Source organism: Pseudomonas fluorescens, from assembly GCF_001307275.1.
GTDB classification, from domain to species: domain Bacteria; phylum Pseudomonadota; class Gammaproteobacteria; order Pseudomonadales; family Pseudomonadaceae; genus Aquipseudomonas; species Aquipseudomonas fluorescens_AA.
The window spans coordinates 3,017,561-3,031,449 of the sequence record NZ_CP012831.1; the positions used below are offsets into that span (position 1 = coordinate 3,017,561).

The window sequence follows — 13,889 nt, forward strand, 5'->3', positions numbered from 1 at the left end:
CCAAAGAACTTTCCGCCGAACAGATCCAACAGTCCCTGCAAGGGATCAGTGTGCCGCCCCAGCCGCAGATCATGGTGGATCTGCAGATGGAGCAGTACATGCCCGACCCGGACCTGGAGACCATCGCCAAGTTGATCTCCCAGGACCCGGGTCTCTCGGGAGCCTTGCTCAAGATCGTCAACTCGCCGTATTACGGGCTGCGCAACAAGATCACCTCGATCCAGCGCGCGGTGAACCTGCTGGGCAGCCGTTCGATCATCAACCTGATCAATGCGCAGTCGATCAAGGGCGAACTGCACGACGATGCCATCGTGACCCTGAACCGTTTCTGGGATACGGCCCAGGACGTGGCGATGACCTGCCTGACCCTGGCCAAGCGCGTCGGCCTGGAGAACGGTGACGAAGCCTATGCCTTGGGGTTGTTCCACGACTGCGGCGTGCCGTTGATGCTCAAGCAGTTCCCCAACTACATGAGTGTGCTGGAGGAGGCCTACGCCAATGCCAGCGCCGAGTGCCGGGTGGTGGACACCGAGAACCGCGTGTTCAACACCAACCATGCGGTGGTCGGTTACTACACCTCCAAATCCTGGCGCCTGCCGGATCACGTCAGCCAGGCGATCGCCAACCACCACAATGCCCTGGCGGTCTTCAGCGACGACTCTTCACGCAACAACAGCCAGTTGAAAAACCTGCTGGCGATCCTGAAGATGTCCGAGAACATCTGTGCGTCCCACAGGGTGCTCGGCAACCAGGCCGAAGACCACGAGTGGGATAGCGTCGGGAGCCTGGTGCTCGACTACATCGGTTTGTCGGAATACGACTTCCAGACCCAGAAACAGGAAATTCGCGACCTCGCCTCTCGTTGAGTGCGTGGCGTCGCCTGACGCGAGAACCTCATGCCAGAACTGCCGGAAGTCGAAACCACCCGTCGCGGCATCGCGCCCCATCTTGAAGGCCAGCGGGTCAGTCGCGTGGTGGTCCGTGACCGCCGCCTGCGCTGGCCGATCCCGGAAGATCTCGACGTGCGGCTCTCGGGCCAGCGCATCGTGCAGGTGGAGCGGCGGGCCAAGTACCTGCTGATCAATGCCGAGGTCGGCACGTTGATCAGCCATCTGGGCATGTCCGGCAACCTGCGGCTGGTGGAGGTCGGCATGCCGGCCCTCAAGCATGAGCACGTGGACATCGAGCTGGAGTCCGGCCTGGCCTTGCGCTACACCGACCCTCGGCGCTTCGGCGCGATGCTCTGGAGCCTCGACCCGCTCAATCACGAGCTGTTGATTCGCCTCGGCCCCGAGCCACTGACCGACCTGTTCGATGGCGAACGGCTGTTCCAGCTGTCTCGGGGGCGTTCCATGGCGGTCAAGCCGTTCATCATGGACAACGCGGTGGTGGTGGGCGTGGGCAATATCTACGCGACCGAGGCGCTGTTCGCCGCCGGGATCGACCCGCGTCGGGCTGCCGGAGGCATTTCCCGGGGGCGTTACCTGAAGCTGGCGATCGAGATCAAGCGCATCCTCGCCCATGCCATCGAGCGCGGCGGCACCACGTTGCGGGATTTCATCGGTGGGGACGGCCAGCCCGGCTATTTCCAGCAGGAGCTGTTCGTCTACGGCCGGGGCGGTGAGTTGTGCAAGGTCTGTGGCACGGGGCTGCGGGAAATCCGCCTGGGCCAGCGCGCCAGTGTCTGGTGCCCACGCTGCCAGAGTTGATTCGTCCGACGGTCTATAGTCAGTAGTCATATTGATTTAGCCGAAGGATCGCCCGATGAAACCGCTTCGACCTGTCGTTCTAGCGCTGCTGCTGAGTGTCGGTTTGCCTGCCCTGGCAAACAGCGGCAGCGGCGACCCGCGCTACACCATCCAGAATCCGCCGGCCTTCGCCATGCTCGGTGACCTGCTGATCGCCCGCCCGCTGCTGCTCGCCGCTACGGTGATCGGGGCTGGGGCATTCGTGGTGTCGTTGCCCTTTACCGCGCTGGGCGGCGGGGTCGGCGATGCGGGGAAGGCGTTGGTGGTGGACCCGGCCAGGGCCACGTTCGTGCGGTGCCTGGGGTGTGTGGGGGAGGGGTTTGAGCGGCAGGAGTGAGGCGGGCAGCTGGAGCTTGGGTGTTGCTGCTGGCCTCATCGCGAGCAAGCTCGCTCCCACAGGGATCTGCTGTGTTTAGTGCCTGAAGCAAAGCGCCTGTGGGAGCGAGCTTGCTCGCGATGGGGCCTGTGGGGCCGCCTAAAAGCTCAATCCTTGCCAGTAATCTTGCGATATTTCGCCATCAACTGCTCTTCAGTCTCCGGATGAGCCTCGTCCAGCGGGATGCAATCCACCGGGCAAACCTGCTGGCACTGGGGTTCGTCGTAGTGGCCGACGCACTGGGTGCACAGGTTCGGGTCGATGACGTAGATCTCCTCGCCTTGGGAAATGGCCTCGTTCGGGCATTCGGGTTCGCAGACGTCGCAATTGATGCAGTCGTCGGTGATGATCAGGGACATGCAGGCTCCTGCCGGGGCGTTGGGCCCGGGCATCTGAAAACGTATGGGCGCAATTGTGCCGCATTGGCGAGCGCAGTGCACGCGGGCGCGATGGACTGCGTTGCGCTGCGAGGTGGCTCGCAGCGCCTGCCGGTCATTTCTTGAAGCGCAGGGTCAGCGCATCGGCCACGGCCGGGTGGACAAACTTGGTGATATCACCGCCCAACGCCGCAATTTCCCGGACCAGGGTCGAGGAAATGAAGGAGTAGCGCTCCGACGGCGTCAGGAACAGGCTCTCGACGTCCGGTGCCAATTGGCGGTTCATGTTGGCCAGTTGGAACTCGTACTCGAAGTCCGAGACCGCACGCAGGCCGCGCAGGAACACATTGGCGTTCTTTTCCTTGGCGAAGTGGGCCAACAGCGTCGAGAAGCCGACCACTTCCACGTTGGGCAGGTGCTTGGTGACCTCGCGGGCCAGCTCCACACGTTGCTCCAGCGGGAACAGCGGGTTCTTCTTCGGGCTGGCGGCGACGGCAATGATCACGTGGTCGAACAGGCGCGCGGCGCGTTCGACCAGATCGCCATGGCCCTTGGTAATAGGGTCGAAGGTACCTGGGTACAACACTCGGTTCATCGCGTCGTCCTGGCGGGAGTCCGTTGGGGAGTCGGATGGTATCGCAGCCTTCTCGGTCGGCCAAGTCGGCTGTTGGATAAGAAAGCACTATAGACGCTGCGAATAATCCGGATATTCATGGGTTTTTCAGGCGTTCGGCCAGGGCTGTCGCCAATTGTGCGGTCAGCCCGTACACCGATAATTGCGGGTTGGCGCCGATGCTGGTGGGGAACAGCGAGCCGTCATGGATCGACAGGTTGCCCAGTTGGTGATGGCGACCCAGGCTGTCGGTGACGGCGGTTTTCGGGTCTTCACCCATGGCGCAGCCACCCATCACGTGGGCACTGCCCAGGCGCGTGCGGTACAAGGCCAGGTCGAGTCCGTCGATCAGCGTGCGGGCCTCGGCCAGGGTCTTCACGTAGCGGGCGTCGCTGTGCAGGGGCATGACCGCCTTGGCGCCGCCGGCGAACTGTATTTCGGCCATGCTGTGGAAGGCCCGGCGCAAGCCGTCCCAGGTATACGGCGAAACGGGGTAGTCGAGCACCGGCGTGCCGTCGCTGCGCAACTCGACGCGGCCGCCGGGGCTGTCCGGGTGAAAACCGTCGCGCAGCAGCGCCAGCATGGCGTGAGTGTGAGGCAGCCGGGACATGTGCAAGGCGTTCTCGGGGCCGAACCCGCCCAACAGCGTGGCGGCGAGCGCCGGGTGCAAGGGCGGGACTTCGAGCTTGTAGGACATCTTGCCGGTGGTTCCGTCCTGCCATTGGAAGTGATCCGAATAAATCGATTGTGGCGCACCGTAGAACGGGTTGATGACCTCGTCGAATTGCCCGGCGGACATGTTCACCAAGTGCAGGAAGGTGCGTTTGCCCACACGTTCGTGCGGGTCTGGCGCAGCGGAGCGCAACAGCAGGCCGGGGCTGTTGATGCCGCCGCCCGCCAGCACGTAGTGCCGTGCCTTGACGGTGATGCGCCGCCCGGTGGGCGCCACGCAGCGCTCGTCCATGGCCTGGCACTCGAGGCCGGCAACGGCATCGTTCTTGATCGTCAGGCGTTCGGCCCGCGCCAGGTAAAGCAGCGCGCCACCCTTGTCCAGGGTGGCCGGGATGGTGGTGACCAGCATCGACTGCTTGGCGTTGGTCGGGCAGCCCATGCCGCAATAGCCCAGGTTCCAGCAGCCGCGCACGTTACGCGGGATGACGTGCCAGGCGTAGCCCAATTGTTCACAGCCTTTGCGGATCACGTCGTTGTTGGCGTTGGGCGGAACCAGCCACGGCGCCACGCCCAGGCGTTGTTCCATCTGTGCAAACCAGGGCGCCATTTCAGCACGGCCGTGGCCCTTGACGTTGTGCTCGGCAGCCCAGTGATCGAGGGTCTGGTCGGGCGTGCGGAAGCTGGAGGTCCAATTGATCAGCGTGGTGCCACCGACGGCCCGGCCCTGGAGGATGGTGATGGCGCCGTCCTTGCTCATGCGCCCGAGGCCTTCCTGGTACAGGCTGCTGTAGGCCTGGTCTTCGAGCAGCTTGAAGTCATGGCTGGTCTTGAGCGGCCCTTCCTCGATCAGCAACACCCGGTAGCCGGCAGCACTGAGGATTTCCGCCGTGGTGCCGCCACCGGCACCGCTGCCGATGATTGCCACGTCGGCTTCCAGGGTCAGGTCCTCGGTCAACTGCGCGCCGTTGTAGGTGGTCCAGCCACGGGCCAGGCCTTCGCGGAAGGGATCGGGTACGGGCATGTTCTGGGCTCTCTTATTGTTTTGAGGTAGCGATAGACCCCTTGTGGGAGCGAGCTTGCTCGCGATAGCGGTATATCAGTCAATCGATAGGTGGCTGATGTGACGCTATCGCGAGCAAGCTCGCTCCCACAGGGGTTGGTTCTGGTTTTCAAACCGTTGGCGGCCCCGGATACCCGCAATGCGCCCAGGCTTCGGATTGGGTGTACCAGGCCATCATCACCAATTGCAGCAACGAGCAGTGACCTTGCTGTAGCAGATCCAGCGAACTGTTTTCCCACCGCGCGAGGAACTGGCGGATGTCATCGGCGCTGGCGTTTTCCCACGCCCCCCAGACCCCGGTCAGTGGCCCGCGGGTAACGCCCAGCGTGAGCACATCGAACAGCTGGTGCAGGAGCTTGAGCATGGCGGGGGACAAGTGGGCCAGGCTTCTGTCGAGGCTGCCCAGGGTCGCGTCAATGGCGGCAGGGATCTGCCCGACGGCCACTGCGCCGTCCAGCATCACAGGGATGACGGCGCGTAAAAACGCCAGGTCGCTGTCGCGCAGGGCCGTCAGGCCGGCGGCCGGCTGGCTTGGCGAGCAGCCGCTCAGGCTGGCGCCCAGCCCGACGGTGGCCAGGAAGGCGCTGGCGCCGAGGCTGAATTTCAGCAGGCCGCGCCGTGACAGCGCGGGGGTATCGGTGAGGCTGGCGTTCATGATTGTGATTACCCGGGCAGACACGCGTCAGCGGACAAACAGCTTCTGAATCAGTTTCTGCAAGGGTTTGCCGTAGGGCGGATAAATCAGCTTCGCCGCGTTGAATCGCTGTTTGGTCAGCACGCCCTTGGCTTTGCTGAAGGTCAGGAAGCCCTCATGCCCGTGGTAATGCCCCATTCCCGAGGGCCCGATGCCGCCGAACGGCATGTCATCCTGGGCGACATGCAACAGCGTGTCGTTCAGGCAGACGCCGCCGGAATGGGTTTCGTGGAGCACGCGATGCTGTTCGGCCTTGTTGTAGCCGAAGTAGTAGAGCGCCAGCGGGCGGGGTCGCTGATTGATGTAGGCAAACGCCTGGTCCAGATGGTCATAGGGCACGATGGGCAGCAGTGGGCCGAAGATCTCGTCTTGCATGACGGTCATCTCATCGTTGACGTTGAGCAGCAGGCTGTGGGCCGTGCGGCGACCCTGGCCTTGCTCGAACAGCTCGATCAGCAACGCGCCCTTGCCGGTGGCGTCGCTGATGTAGCCATTGAGCCGCGCCAGTTGTCGTTCGTTGATGATGGCGGTGTAGTCCGGGTTGTCCGCCAGGGTCGGATAAAACCCGCGAACCGCCTCGCGATACGCTTCGACGAATTCACCGACGCGGTTCTGCGGCACCAGCACATAGTCCGGGGCGACACAGGTTTGCCCGGCATTCAGGGTTTTGCCGAAGGCAATGCGTTCGGCGGCGTCCTTGATGGGTACATCGACCGACACGATGGCCGGCGATTTCCCACCCAGCTCCAGGGTGACCGGGGTCAGGTTTTCAGCAGCGGCCCGCATGACATGCTTGCCGATGCTGGTGGCGCCGGTGAACAACAGGTGATCGAAGGGCAACTTGGAAAACGCCATGCCGACCTCCGCCTCGCCGAGCACCACGCACACCAGGTCCTGGGGGAAGACCCGGGCGAGCAGTTGCTTGAGCAGCAAGCCGGTCGCCGGTGTCGATTCGCTCAGCTTGAGCATCACCCGGTTGCCCGCCGCCAACGCCCCGACCAACGGCCCGATGGCCAGGAACAGCGGGTAGTTCCACGGCACGATGACCCCGACCACCCCCAACGGCTGATAGATCACTTTGGCTGAGGCCGGTTGAAAGGCCATGCCCACCTTGCGTCGGGAGGGTTTCATCCAGCCCTGGAGGTGCCGGCTGGCGTAATGGATGCCGTGCAGGCTGGGCATCAGCTCGGCCAACAGTGTCTCGTCGGCGCTGCGGTGGCTGAAATCCTGGCTGATGGCGTCGATCAAGGCTTGCCGTTCGTTGCTCAATACCTCGCGCAGTGCCTTGAGCCATTGTCGGCGCTGTTCAGCCGGTGGCATCGGATGGGCGGCGTAGGCCTGGCGCTGGGCATCGAAGAGCGACCGCAGCTCGTCCAGTTGTTGTTGAGACTCGTGCAGGTAGGCAACGTCGGCAGGCATCGTCAGGCACCGGATATTATTAGAGTGGGTGTTTTCTAGAGCTTATACTCTAGAAAGTCAATGGCATCCGCAACGGCTGTGGGTTTTTCCTGTGACCGATAGGTCGTAAGATGCCGATCAATGCCTTCGTCGAATTAAAGCCCAAACCATGGCCCCACGAATGAAAACCAGCGAGCGCATCGTGCAAAACAGCCTCGAGCTGTTCAACCAACAGGGTGAGCGCAGCGTCAGCACCAATCACATCGCCGCCCACATGGACATGTCCCCGGGCAACCTCTATTACCACTTCCCCAACAAGCAGGCGATCATCGCCGTGCTGTTCAGTGAATACGAGAACCTGGTGGACAGTTTCCTGCGTCCGCCCCAGGGCCGGGCGGCCACGGTGGATGACAAGCGCTTCTACCTGCAGGAGCTGCTGGCGGCCATGTGGCGCTATCGCTTCCTGCATCGGGACCTGGAGCATCTGCTCGACAGCGATCCGGACCTTGCGGCCCGCTATCGTCGGTTTTCCCAGCGCTGCCTGATCCACGGCACCGCGATCTACGAAGGTTTCGTTGCCGCCGGCATCCTGAAGATGGACCGGGTGCAGATCGAGTCCCTGACCCTCAACGCCTGGATCATTCTCACGTCCTGGGTGCGGTTCCTGTGCACCACGCGGGAAAATTTCAGTCACCTGAGTGAGCAGGCCATCAAGCGCGGCGTCTATCAGGTACTGGTGCTGGAAGCCGGTTTCGTGACCGATCAGGCCCGCGAAGCGGTGGATGCACTGTTCAAGGAATATTACGTCCCCCTGGCCCAGACCCTGGAGGAAGGGCAGTAGGATCGATCCCCGACTTAGCCACAGGAGCTCACCATGCCCATCGCGCAACTCATCAGCCCCGAAGCCCTCGAACAGCGGCGATCACGGCCCGGGCTGGTCATCCTCGATTGTCGTTTTGCCCTGGAAGATCCGGATTACGGTCAACGCAGTTATGCCGAGGGCCACATTGCCGGGGCGTCGTTCGCGGACCTTGAGCGCGACCTGAGCGGGCCGGTGACCAGAGGCGTGACCGGGCGCCATCCGCTGCCCGAGCCCGAGGCCTTGATCGAGCGCCTCAGGGCTTGGGGGCTCGATAACGACAGCGACGTCGTGCTGTACGACGACGGCCCTGGCGCTTATGCCGCGCGGGCCTGGTGGTTGCTGGCCTGGCTGGGCAAGCGTGATGGCGTGTCCATCCTCGACGGTGGGCTCAAGGCCTGGCATGCCGCTGGCTTGCCGTTGAGCCTGGATCCGCCGCAGCACAGCCGTGGAAGTTTCACGGGGGCGCCGGATGCGAGCTTGTTGATCAATGCGCAAGCGCTGCAACAACGCCTCGGCGAATCGGCCATGACCCTGCTGGATGCCCGGGCGTTGCCGCGCTTCAAGGGCGAAGTCGAGCCGATCGACCCGGTGGCCGGGCATATCCCGGGCGCCCAGTGCGCAGCGTTCACCGACAATCTGGGCGCCGATGGACGCTTCTTGCCGGCCGCCCAGCTCAAGCAACGCTTCGCCGAAAAACTGGGCGAGCGCTCGCCCACCGAACTGGTGGCGTACTGCGGCTCCGGCGTGACGGCGTGCCATAACCTGTTCGCCTTGTGCCTGGCAGGGTATCCCTTGGGAAGGCTGTATGCCGGCTCGTGGAGTGAGTGGATCAATGATCCCCAGCGGGGCGTGGCGAAGGGCGAATAGCTCACCCCAAAAAACCAATGTGGGAGCGAGCTTGCTCGCGATGACGGTGTGCCAGGCAATTTCAATGTCGCTGTCCCGCCGCTATCGCGAGCAAGCTCGCTCCCACAGGGGATTCCCTGGCGAACGCTGAACCGGTGAATACCCCAAAAAAATTGTGGGAGCGAGCTTGCTCGCGATGACGGTGTGCCAGGCAACTTCAATGTCGCTGTCCCGCCGCTATCGCGAGCAAGCTCGCTCCCACGGGGATTGCTGGCGAACGCTGAACCGGTGAATACCCCAAAAAAATTGTGGGAGCGAGCTTGCTCGCGATGACGGTGTGCCAGGCAATTTCAATGTCGCTGTCCCGCCGCTATCGCGAGCAAGCTCGCTCCCACAGAGGATTCTTGGCGAACGCTGAACCGGCGCAGGGGATTTGTGTTGTCTGCGAATCGTCAGCCGCGCCTCAGGCTGGCCAGCCAATCGGGAATCCGTCGCTCCAGGTAATACCCTGGGCGGCGCAGGGTTCCGTCGACAAACCCGACATGCCCGCCCCGGGCGTGCAGTTCAAGTCGGGTCGAGGTGGATAACTCGCCGGGCTCGGGCAGGCTGTGGGGAAACACAAAAGGATCGTCGGCGGCCTGGATGACCAGGGTCGGCGTGCTGATGCTCGCCATGAAATAACGGCTGGAGGCGCGGCGGTAGTAGTCCGCGGCATCGGAGAACCCGTGCAGCGGCGCGGTCACCCGGCCGTCAAAGTCCCAGAAGGTGCGCATGTTTTCCAGCGGGCCAAGGGCCGCCAGGGTCGCCAGGCCTTCGTGGCGTCCGTCGTGCTGGAACTGGCGTTGCTTGTTGCGCACATAGGCCACCATTTGTCGCATGAAGTGCGCTTGGTAGAACTTGGAAAATCCCTGGCCGATGCGATCGGCGCACTGGTCGAGGCGAAACGGTACCGAGACCGCCACCGCTCCTTGCAACTGGCTGTCGCGGCCGGCTTCGCCCAAGTGCTTGAGCAACACATTGCCGCCCAGTGAATAACCCACCGCAAACAGCGGCGCCAAGGGCCGCCTGGCGCGCAAGTGAGTGATGGCGGCGGCCAGGTCTTCGCTGACGCCCGAATGATAGCTGCGGGGCAACAGGTTCGGCTCGCCCGAGCAGCCGCGCCAGTTCAAGGCCGCGCTGGCCCAGCCCTGGCGACCGAGCGCCTGCTGCAACCCGGCCACGTAAGGCGAGTTGGAAGAGCCGGTCAGCCCGTGCAGCACCAGCACCAGTGGTGCCTCGGCGCTGTGGGGGCCGTGCCAGTCGAGGTCGAGGAAATCACCGTCTTCCAGCCACAGGCGCTCGCGTTGACGCTCGATGTGGGTGGTCTGGCGCCACAAGGGGCCCCACAAGGTTTGCAGGTGCGGGTTGCCAAGGCCCGGGGCAGGGACGAAACGTTCAGATGCGGCGGACATCATTATTGTTCTCGATGCACTGGTCAGCCGTTCAGCCAATGTCCTTTGGCAAACGCTGCCACAACGCGTAGTACACCCGTCCGGATTTCTGCTCGCGGTGCAAGCGCCAGTTGCCCGGCAAGCCCAGGGTGGACGGGGCAGTCTCGCTTTCAGTGTAGACCCAGGCATCCTCGGCCAGCCAGTGACGCTCCTCGAGCAAGGCGCAGACCGTCGGCAACAGGTTCTGGTTGAAAGGAGGGTCCAGGAACACCAGGTCGAAAGGCGTTGCCGGTTGGCTGTCCAGGTAGCGCAGCGCGTCGGCGGTCTGCACCTGACCGACGGTGCAACGCAGGGTGCCCAGGTGTTCCTTGAGGCTGGAGACCGCCAGGTTGCTGGCATCCAGCGCCTGGCCCATGGCGGCGCCACGGGACAGGGCCTCGAGAAACAGTGCGCCGCTGCCGGCGAACGGGTCGAGTACCCGAGCGCCTGCCACATAGGGCGCGAGCCAGTTGAACAGGGTTTCCCGCACGCGGTCCGGGGTGGGGCGCAACCCCGGGGCATCCGGGAAGCTCAGGCGCCGGCTGCGCCATTCGCCGCCGATGATGCGCAACTGGTTCACACCGTTGTGCACGGGTTTCTTGCTGGAATTCGATGGGCGGGCCATTAGTGCTCCGGAACCCCGAGCGGCTGCTCGGCAGGTTTGTCAGTAGGGGGCGGCAACGGCTTTTGCGGCACGCTCGGGCCGGCGGTGACGATGACCATTTTGTCAGTGCTCAGGTGTTTGTTCAGCGCGGCCTTGACCTGCTCGACCGTCAGTTCCTGGGACTGGCGCATGAAATCTTCCAGGTAGCTGAGCGGCAAGTCATAGAACCCCATGGCGCCGAGCTGACCGACGATGTCGGCATTGCTGGCGGTGGACAGCGGGAAGCTGCCCGCCAACTCACGCTTGGCGTCATCGAGTTCTTTCTGGGTCGGACCGTTCTTGAGGTAGTCGGCGAACACGTCCTGCACCAGTTTCAAGGTGCCCTCGCTCATCTCTGCACGGGTCTGCAGGTTGATCATGAACGGGCCGCGGGCCTGCATCGCCGTAAAGCCGGAATACACGCCGTAGGTCAGGCCGCGTTTTTCGCGGACTTCAGTCATCAGCCGCGTGCCGAAGCCACCGCCGCCGAGGATCTGGTTGCCCAGGGACACCGCGGCATAGTCCGGATCGTCGCGGTCGATGCCCAATTGCGCGAGCATCAGGTTGGTCTGCTTGGACGGGAACTCGATGTGGCCGATGCTCGCCTTCGGTTCCACCGGTGCCGGGGTTTTCGCCAGGGCCGGGCCTTTGGGCAGCGCGGCGGACACCTGGTTGGCAATCGCTTCGGCTTCGGCGCGGGACAAGTCCCCCACCAGTGCGATCACTGCGTTGCCGGCGGCATAGGCCTTGGCGTGGAAAGCCCGGGCCTGGGCCAGGGTGATCGGTGGGATACTGTCGGCGGTGCCGTCGCTGGAGTGGGCATAAGGATGCTCGCCGTAGAGGCGCTTCATCAGTTCCAGGCCCGCCAGTTTGCCGGGGTTCTGCTTCTGGTACTCGAAACCGGCGAGCATCTGGTTCTTGATCCGGGCGAAGGAGTCGGCGGGGAAGGTCGGTTTGCCGACGACTTCGGCGAACAGCTTCAATGCCGGCTCACGCTTGTCGGCTGCGCTGAGACTGCGCAGGGACGCCACGGCCATGTCCCGATAGGCGCCGTTGCCAAAGTCCGCGCCGAGGCTTTCGAAGCCTTGGGCGATGGCGCTGACGTCCTTGCCGGCCACGCCTTCGTTGAGCATGGCGTTGGTCAGCAGAGCGAGGCCGGGGGCGTCGCCGTCCTGGCTGCTGCCGGCGGCGAAGGTCAGGCGCAGGTCGAACATCGGCAATTCCCGGGCTTCGACGAACAGCACCTTGGCGCCGCCAGCGGTTGTCCAGGTTTGCACGTCGAGCTGGCGCCGACTGGGGGCCTTGTCGTTCAGTTCGGCCAGGGATTGCAGCTTGTTGCCGGACTTGGCCTTGTCCAATGCCTGGCTGGCGTTGGAGTCGCTGGACGGCGACAGGTAAAAGGCCAGGGCGCCGGCCAGGGCGATCAATACCAGGCCGATCGGCACCAGGCGCGATGATTTGCGCTCATTCATGAGCTTTCTCCTCGGGCAGGACGTGCGCAACGCTCAGGCGCGAGCGGGTGAAATACAGCTGGGCTGCCTTCTGGATGTCTTGCGGGGTCACGCTTTGCAGTTCGGCGAGTTCGGTGTCCATCAGCTTCCAGGACAAGCCGACGGTTTCCAGCTGGCCGATGGCGGTGGCCTGGCTGGTGATCGAGTCGCGCTCATACACCAGGCCGGCGATGACCTGGGCGCGCACGCGTTCCAGTTCGTCGGCGGTCGGGGCGGTGGTTTTCAACTGCTCAAGCAAGCGCCACAAACCTGCTTCTGCCTGGGCGAGGGTTTTGTTTTTCTGCGTGTTGGGCGTCGCCGACAAGGTGAACAACGAGTCGCCGCGGGTGAAGGCGTCGTAGCTCGACGAGCCGCCGGACACCAATTCTTCGCCGCGCTCCAGTTGGGTCGGGATCCGGCCGCTGTAGCCGCCATCCAGCAGGGCCGAGATCAGCCGCAACGCGTTGACCGACGCCTTGTCCGTCGCGGTGGCGATGCTCGGCACGTTGAAGGCCAGCATCACGCTGGGCAGTTGGGTCTGCACATGCAAGGTGATCTGGCGTTCGCCGGGTTCGGCCAGTTCCAAGGGGATTTTCGCGACCGGCACCGCGCGCCGGGCAATCGGGCCGAAATAACGCTGGGCCAGGGATTTGACCTCCTCCGGCGTCACGTCGCCAACCACCACCAGGGTCGCGTTGTTCGGGGTGTACCAGGACTCGTACCAGTGACGCAGTTCCTCGACGGTCATCCGGTCCAGGTCGGCCATCCAGCCGATGGTCGGCGTGTGGTAGCCGCTGGCCGGGTAAGCCATGGCCTGGAAGCGCTCGTAGGCCTTGGACATGGGCTTGTCGTCGGTGCGCATGCGGCGCTCTTCCTTGATCACCTCGATTTCGCGGCTGAATTCCTCCGGCGGCAGGCGCAGGCTGGCCATGCGGTCGGCTTCCAGTTCGAAGGCCACGCCCAGGCGGTCGCGGGCCAGCACCTGGTAGTAGGCGGTGAAGTCGTCGCTGGTGAAGGCGTTCTCTTCGGCACCGAGGTCGCGCAGGATCAGCGACGCTTCGCCGGGGCCGACTTTTTCACTGCCCTTGAACATCATGTGCTCAAGGGCGTGGGACAAACCGGTCTGGCCTGGCGTTTCGTAGCTGGAACCGACCTTGTACCAGACCTGGGACACCACCACCGGCGCACGATGGTCTTCGCGCACGACGACCTTCAGGCCGTTGTCGAGGGTGAATTCATGGGTGGGTTGTGGGTCGGCAGCCAGGGCTGAAAGAGGCAGACAAACTGTGCTGAGCAGCAGGCCTGCGGCGCGGCGGGCAAGAGCATTCATTCGTGTTTAAACCTGTTGGGTTGCCTGCTAGGTCTTAGCCTCGGCAGGCGAGGAGGTGCTAGGATACTGATCCGTTTTACTGGCGGCCACGCCTATCGGGCCTTTTATCGGCCCGGGGTTGTCTGGGTTCTGCGGAGAAACCCCGGGTTTGCTCGTTGATCCCGGCGTTTTCGCAGATGATGCCGTACCAGTCCTTCGAAAAAATCGACTTTGAGGCGTCCTGGGACGCTTCGACAAAATGTTGCGCGTGAACAAGCTGGATGAAACGCAGTCTGTTCAGCATTGAATATTTATCACCGAGGCGCCCTCGT

Annotated in this window: 14 protein-coding genes; 5 read left to right on the forward strand and 9 right to left on the reverse strand. The window is 63.6% G+C overall.

What is annotated here, in order from left to right; all coding sequences use genetic code 11:
• The first annotated feature begins 50 nt into the window (after window positions 1-50).
• From AO356_RS13285 to AO356_RS13295, 3 genes are read left to right on the forward strand one after another with little or no spacing between them, the layout of a single operon-like run.
• On the forward strand, window positions 51-866 hold the full coding sequence (locus AO356_RS13285) for an HDOD domain-containing protein (protein ID WP_162491253.1): 816 nt from the start codon (window positions 51-53) through the stop codon (window positions 864-866).
• A gap of 30 nt (window positions 867-896) precedes the next feature.
• Window positions 897-1,709, forward strand: a complete 813-nt coding sequence (gene mutM / locus AO356_RS13290; protein WP_060740178.1) for a bifunctional DNA-formamidopyrimidine glycosylase/DNA-(apurinic or apyrimidinic site) lyase — start codon at window positions 897-899, stop codon at window positions 1,707-1,709.
• Window positions 1,710-1,764: 55 nt separating this feature from the next.
• Window positions 1,765-2,085 carry a hypothetical protein gene (locus AO356_RS13295; RefSeq protein ID WP_060740179.1) on the forward strand — a complete coding sequence of 107 codons (321 nt, stop codon included), beginning with the start codon at window positions 1,765-1,767 and terminating at the stop codon, window positions 2,083-2,085.
• A gap of 146 nt (window positions 2,086-2,231) precedes the next feature.
• Here AO356_RS13295 and AO356_RS13300 read toward each other — a convergent pair whose 3' ends face one another.
• From AO356_RS13300 to AO356_RS13320, 5 genes are all read right to left on the reverse strand, one after another.
• A complete protein-coding gene (locus AO356_RS13300; RefSeq protein ID WP_060740180.1) occupies window positions 2,232-2,483 on the reverse strand; it encodes a YfhL family 4Fe-4S dicluster ferredoxin in 252 nt (83 codons plus the stop codon).
• 133 nt (window positions 2,484-2,616) lie between these two features.
• Window positions 2,617-3,096 (reverse strand): pantetheine-phosphate adenylyltransferase, encoded by a 480-nt coding sequence (coaD, locus tag AO356_RS13305; protein WP_003177462.1) that lies wholly within the window; start codon window positions 3,094-3,096, stop codon window positions 2,617-2,619.
• A gap of 115 nt (window positions 3,097-3,211) precedes the next feature.
• Window positions 3,212-4,807, reverse strand: a complete 1,596-nt coding sequence (locus AO356_RS13310; protein WP_060740181.1) for a GMC family oxidoreductase — start codon at window positions 4,805-4,807, stop codon at window positions 3,212-3,214.
• 148 nt (window positions 4,808-4,955) lie between these two features.
• Entirely contained in the window at window positions 4,956-5,501 is a 546-nt protein-coding gene (locus AO356_RS13315) for a hypothetical protein (RefSeq protein ID WP_060740182.1), read from the reverse strand.
• Between the two features lie 27 nt (window positions 5,502-5,528).
• Window positions 5,529-6,959: a coniferyl aldehyde dehydrogenase gene (locus AO356_RS13320; protein WP_060740183.1), complete on the reverse strand. Its 1,431-nt coding sequence runs from the start codon at window positions 6,957-6,959 to the stop codon at window positions 5,529-5,531.
• A gap of 148 nt (window positions 6,960-7,107) precedes the next feature.
• Between AO356_RS13320 and AO356_RS13325 the strand changes: the two genes are divergently transcribed.
• Together AO356_RS13325 and AO356_RS13330 are read left to right on the forward strand one after the other, a co-directional pair.
• A complete protein-coding gene (locus tag AO356_RS13325) occupies window positions 7,108-7,779 on the forward strand; it encodes a TetR/AcrR family transcriptional regulator (protein WP_060740184.1) in 672 nt (223 codons plus the stop codon).
• Window positions 7,780-7,812: 33 nt separating this feature from the next.
• Window positions 7,813-8,667, forward strand: coding sequence for a sulfurtransferase (locus tag AO356_RS13330; protein WP_060740185.1), 855 nt, complete (start codon window positions 7,813-7,815; stop codon window positions 8,665-8,667).
• 431 nt (window positions 8,668-9,098) lie between these two features.
• Here AO356_RS13330 and AO356_RS13335 read toward each other — a convergent pair whose 3' ends face one another.
• From AO356_RS13335 to AO356_RS13350, 4 genes are read right to left on the reverse strand one after another with little or no spacing between them, the layout of a single operon-like run.
• A complete protein-coding gene (locus tag AO356_RS13335; RefSeq protein WP_060743115.1) occupies window positions 9,099-10,097 on the reverse strand; it encodes a hydrolase in 999 nt (332 codons plus the stop codon).
• Between the two features lie 31 nt (window positions 10,098-10,128).
• The gene (rsmD, locus tag AO356_RS13340) at window positions 10,129-10,740 is read right to left on the reverse strand and encodes a 16S rRNA (guanine(966)-N(2))-methyltransferase RsmD (protein ID WP_060740186.1); all 612 of its coding nucleotides are present in this window, start codon (window positions 10,738-10,740) and stop codon (window positions 10,129-10,131) included.
• The gene (locus AO356_RS13345) at window positions 10,740-12,230 is read right to left on the reverse strand and encodes a M16 family metallopeptidase (RefSeq protein WP_060740187.1); all 1,491 of its coding nucleotides are present in this window, start codon (window positions 12,228-12,230) and stop codon (window positions 10,740-10,742) included. Before AO356_RS13345 ends, rsmD begins: the two co-directional genes overlap by 1 nt.
• A complete protein-coding gene (locus AO356_RS13350; protein ID WP_060740188.1) occupies window positions 12,223-13,578 on the reverse strand; it encodes a M16 family metallopeptidase in 1,356 nt (451 codons plus the stop codon). The genes AO356_RS13345 and AO356_RS13350 overlap by 8 nt, the downstream gene beginning before the upstream one ends.
• Between the last annotated feature and the right edge of the window lie 311 nt (window positions 13,579-13,889).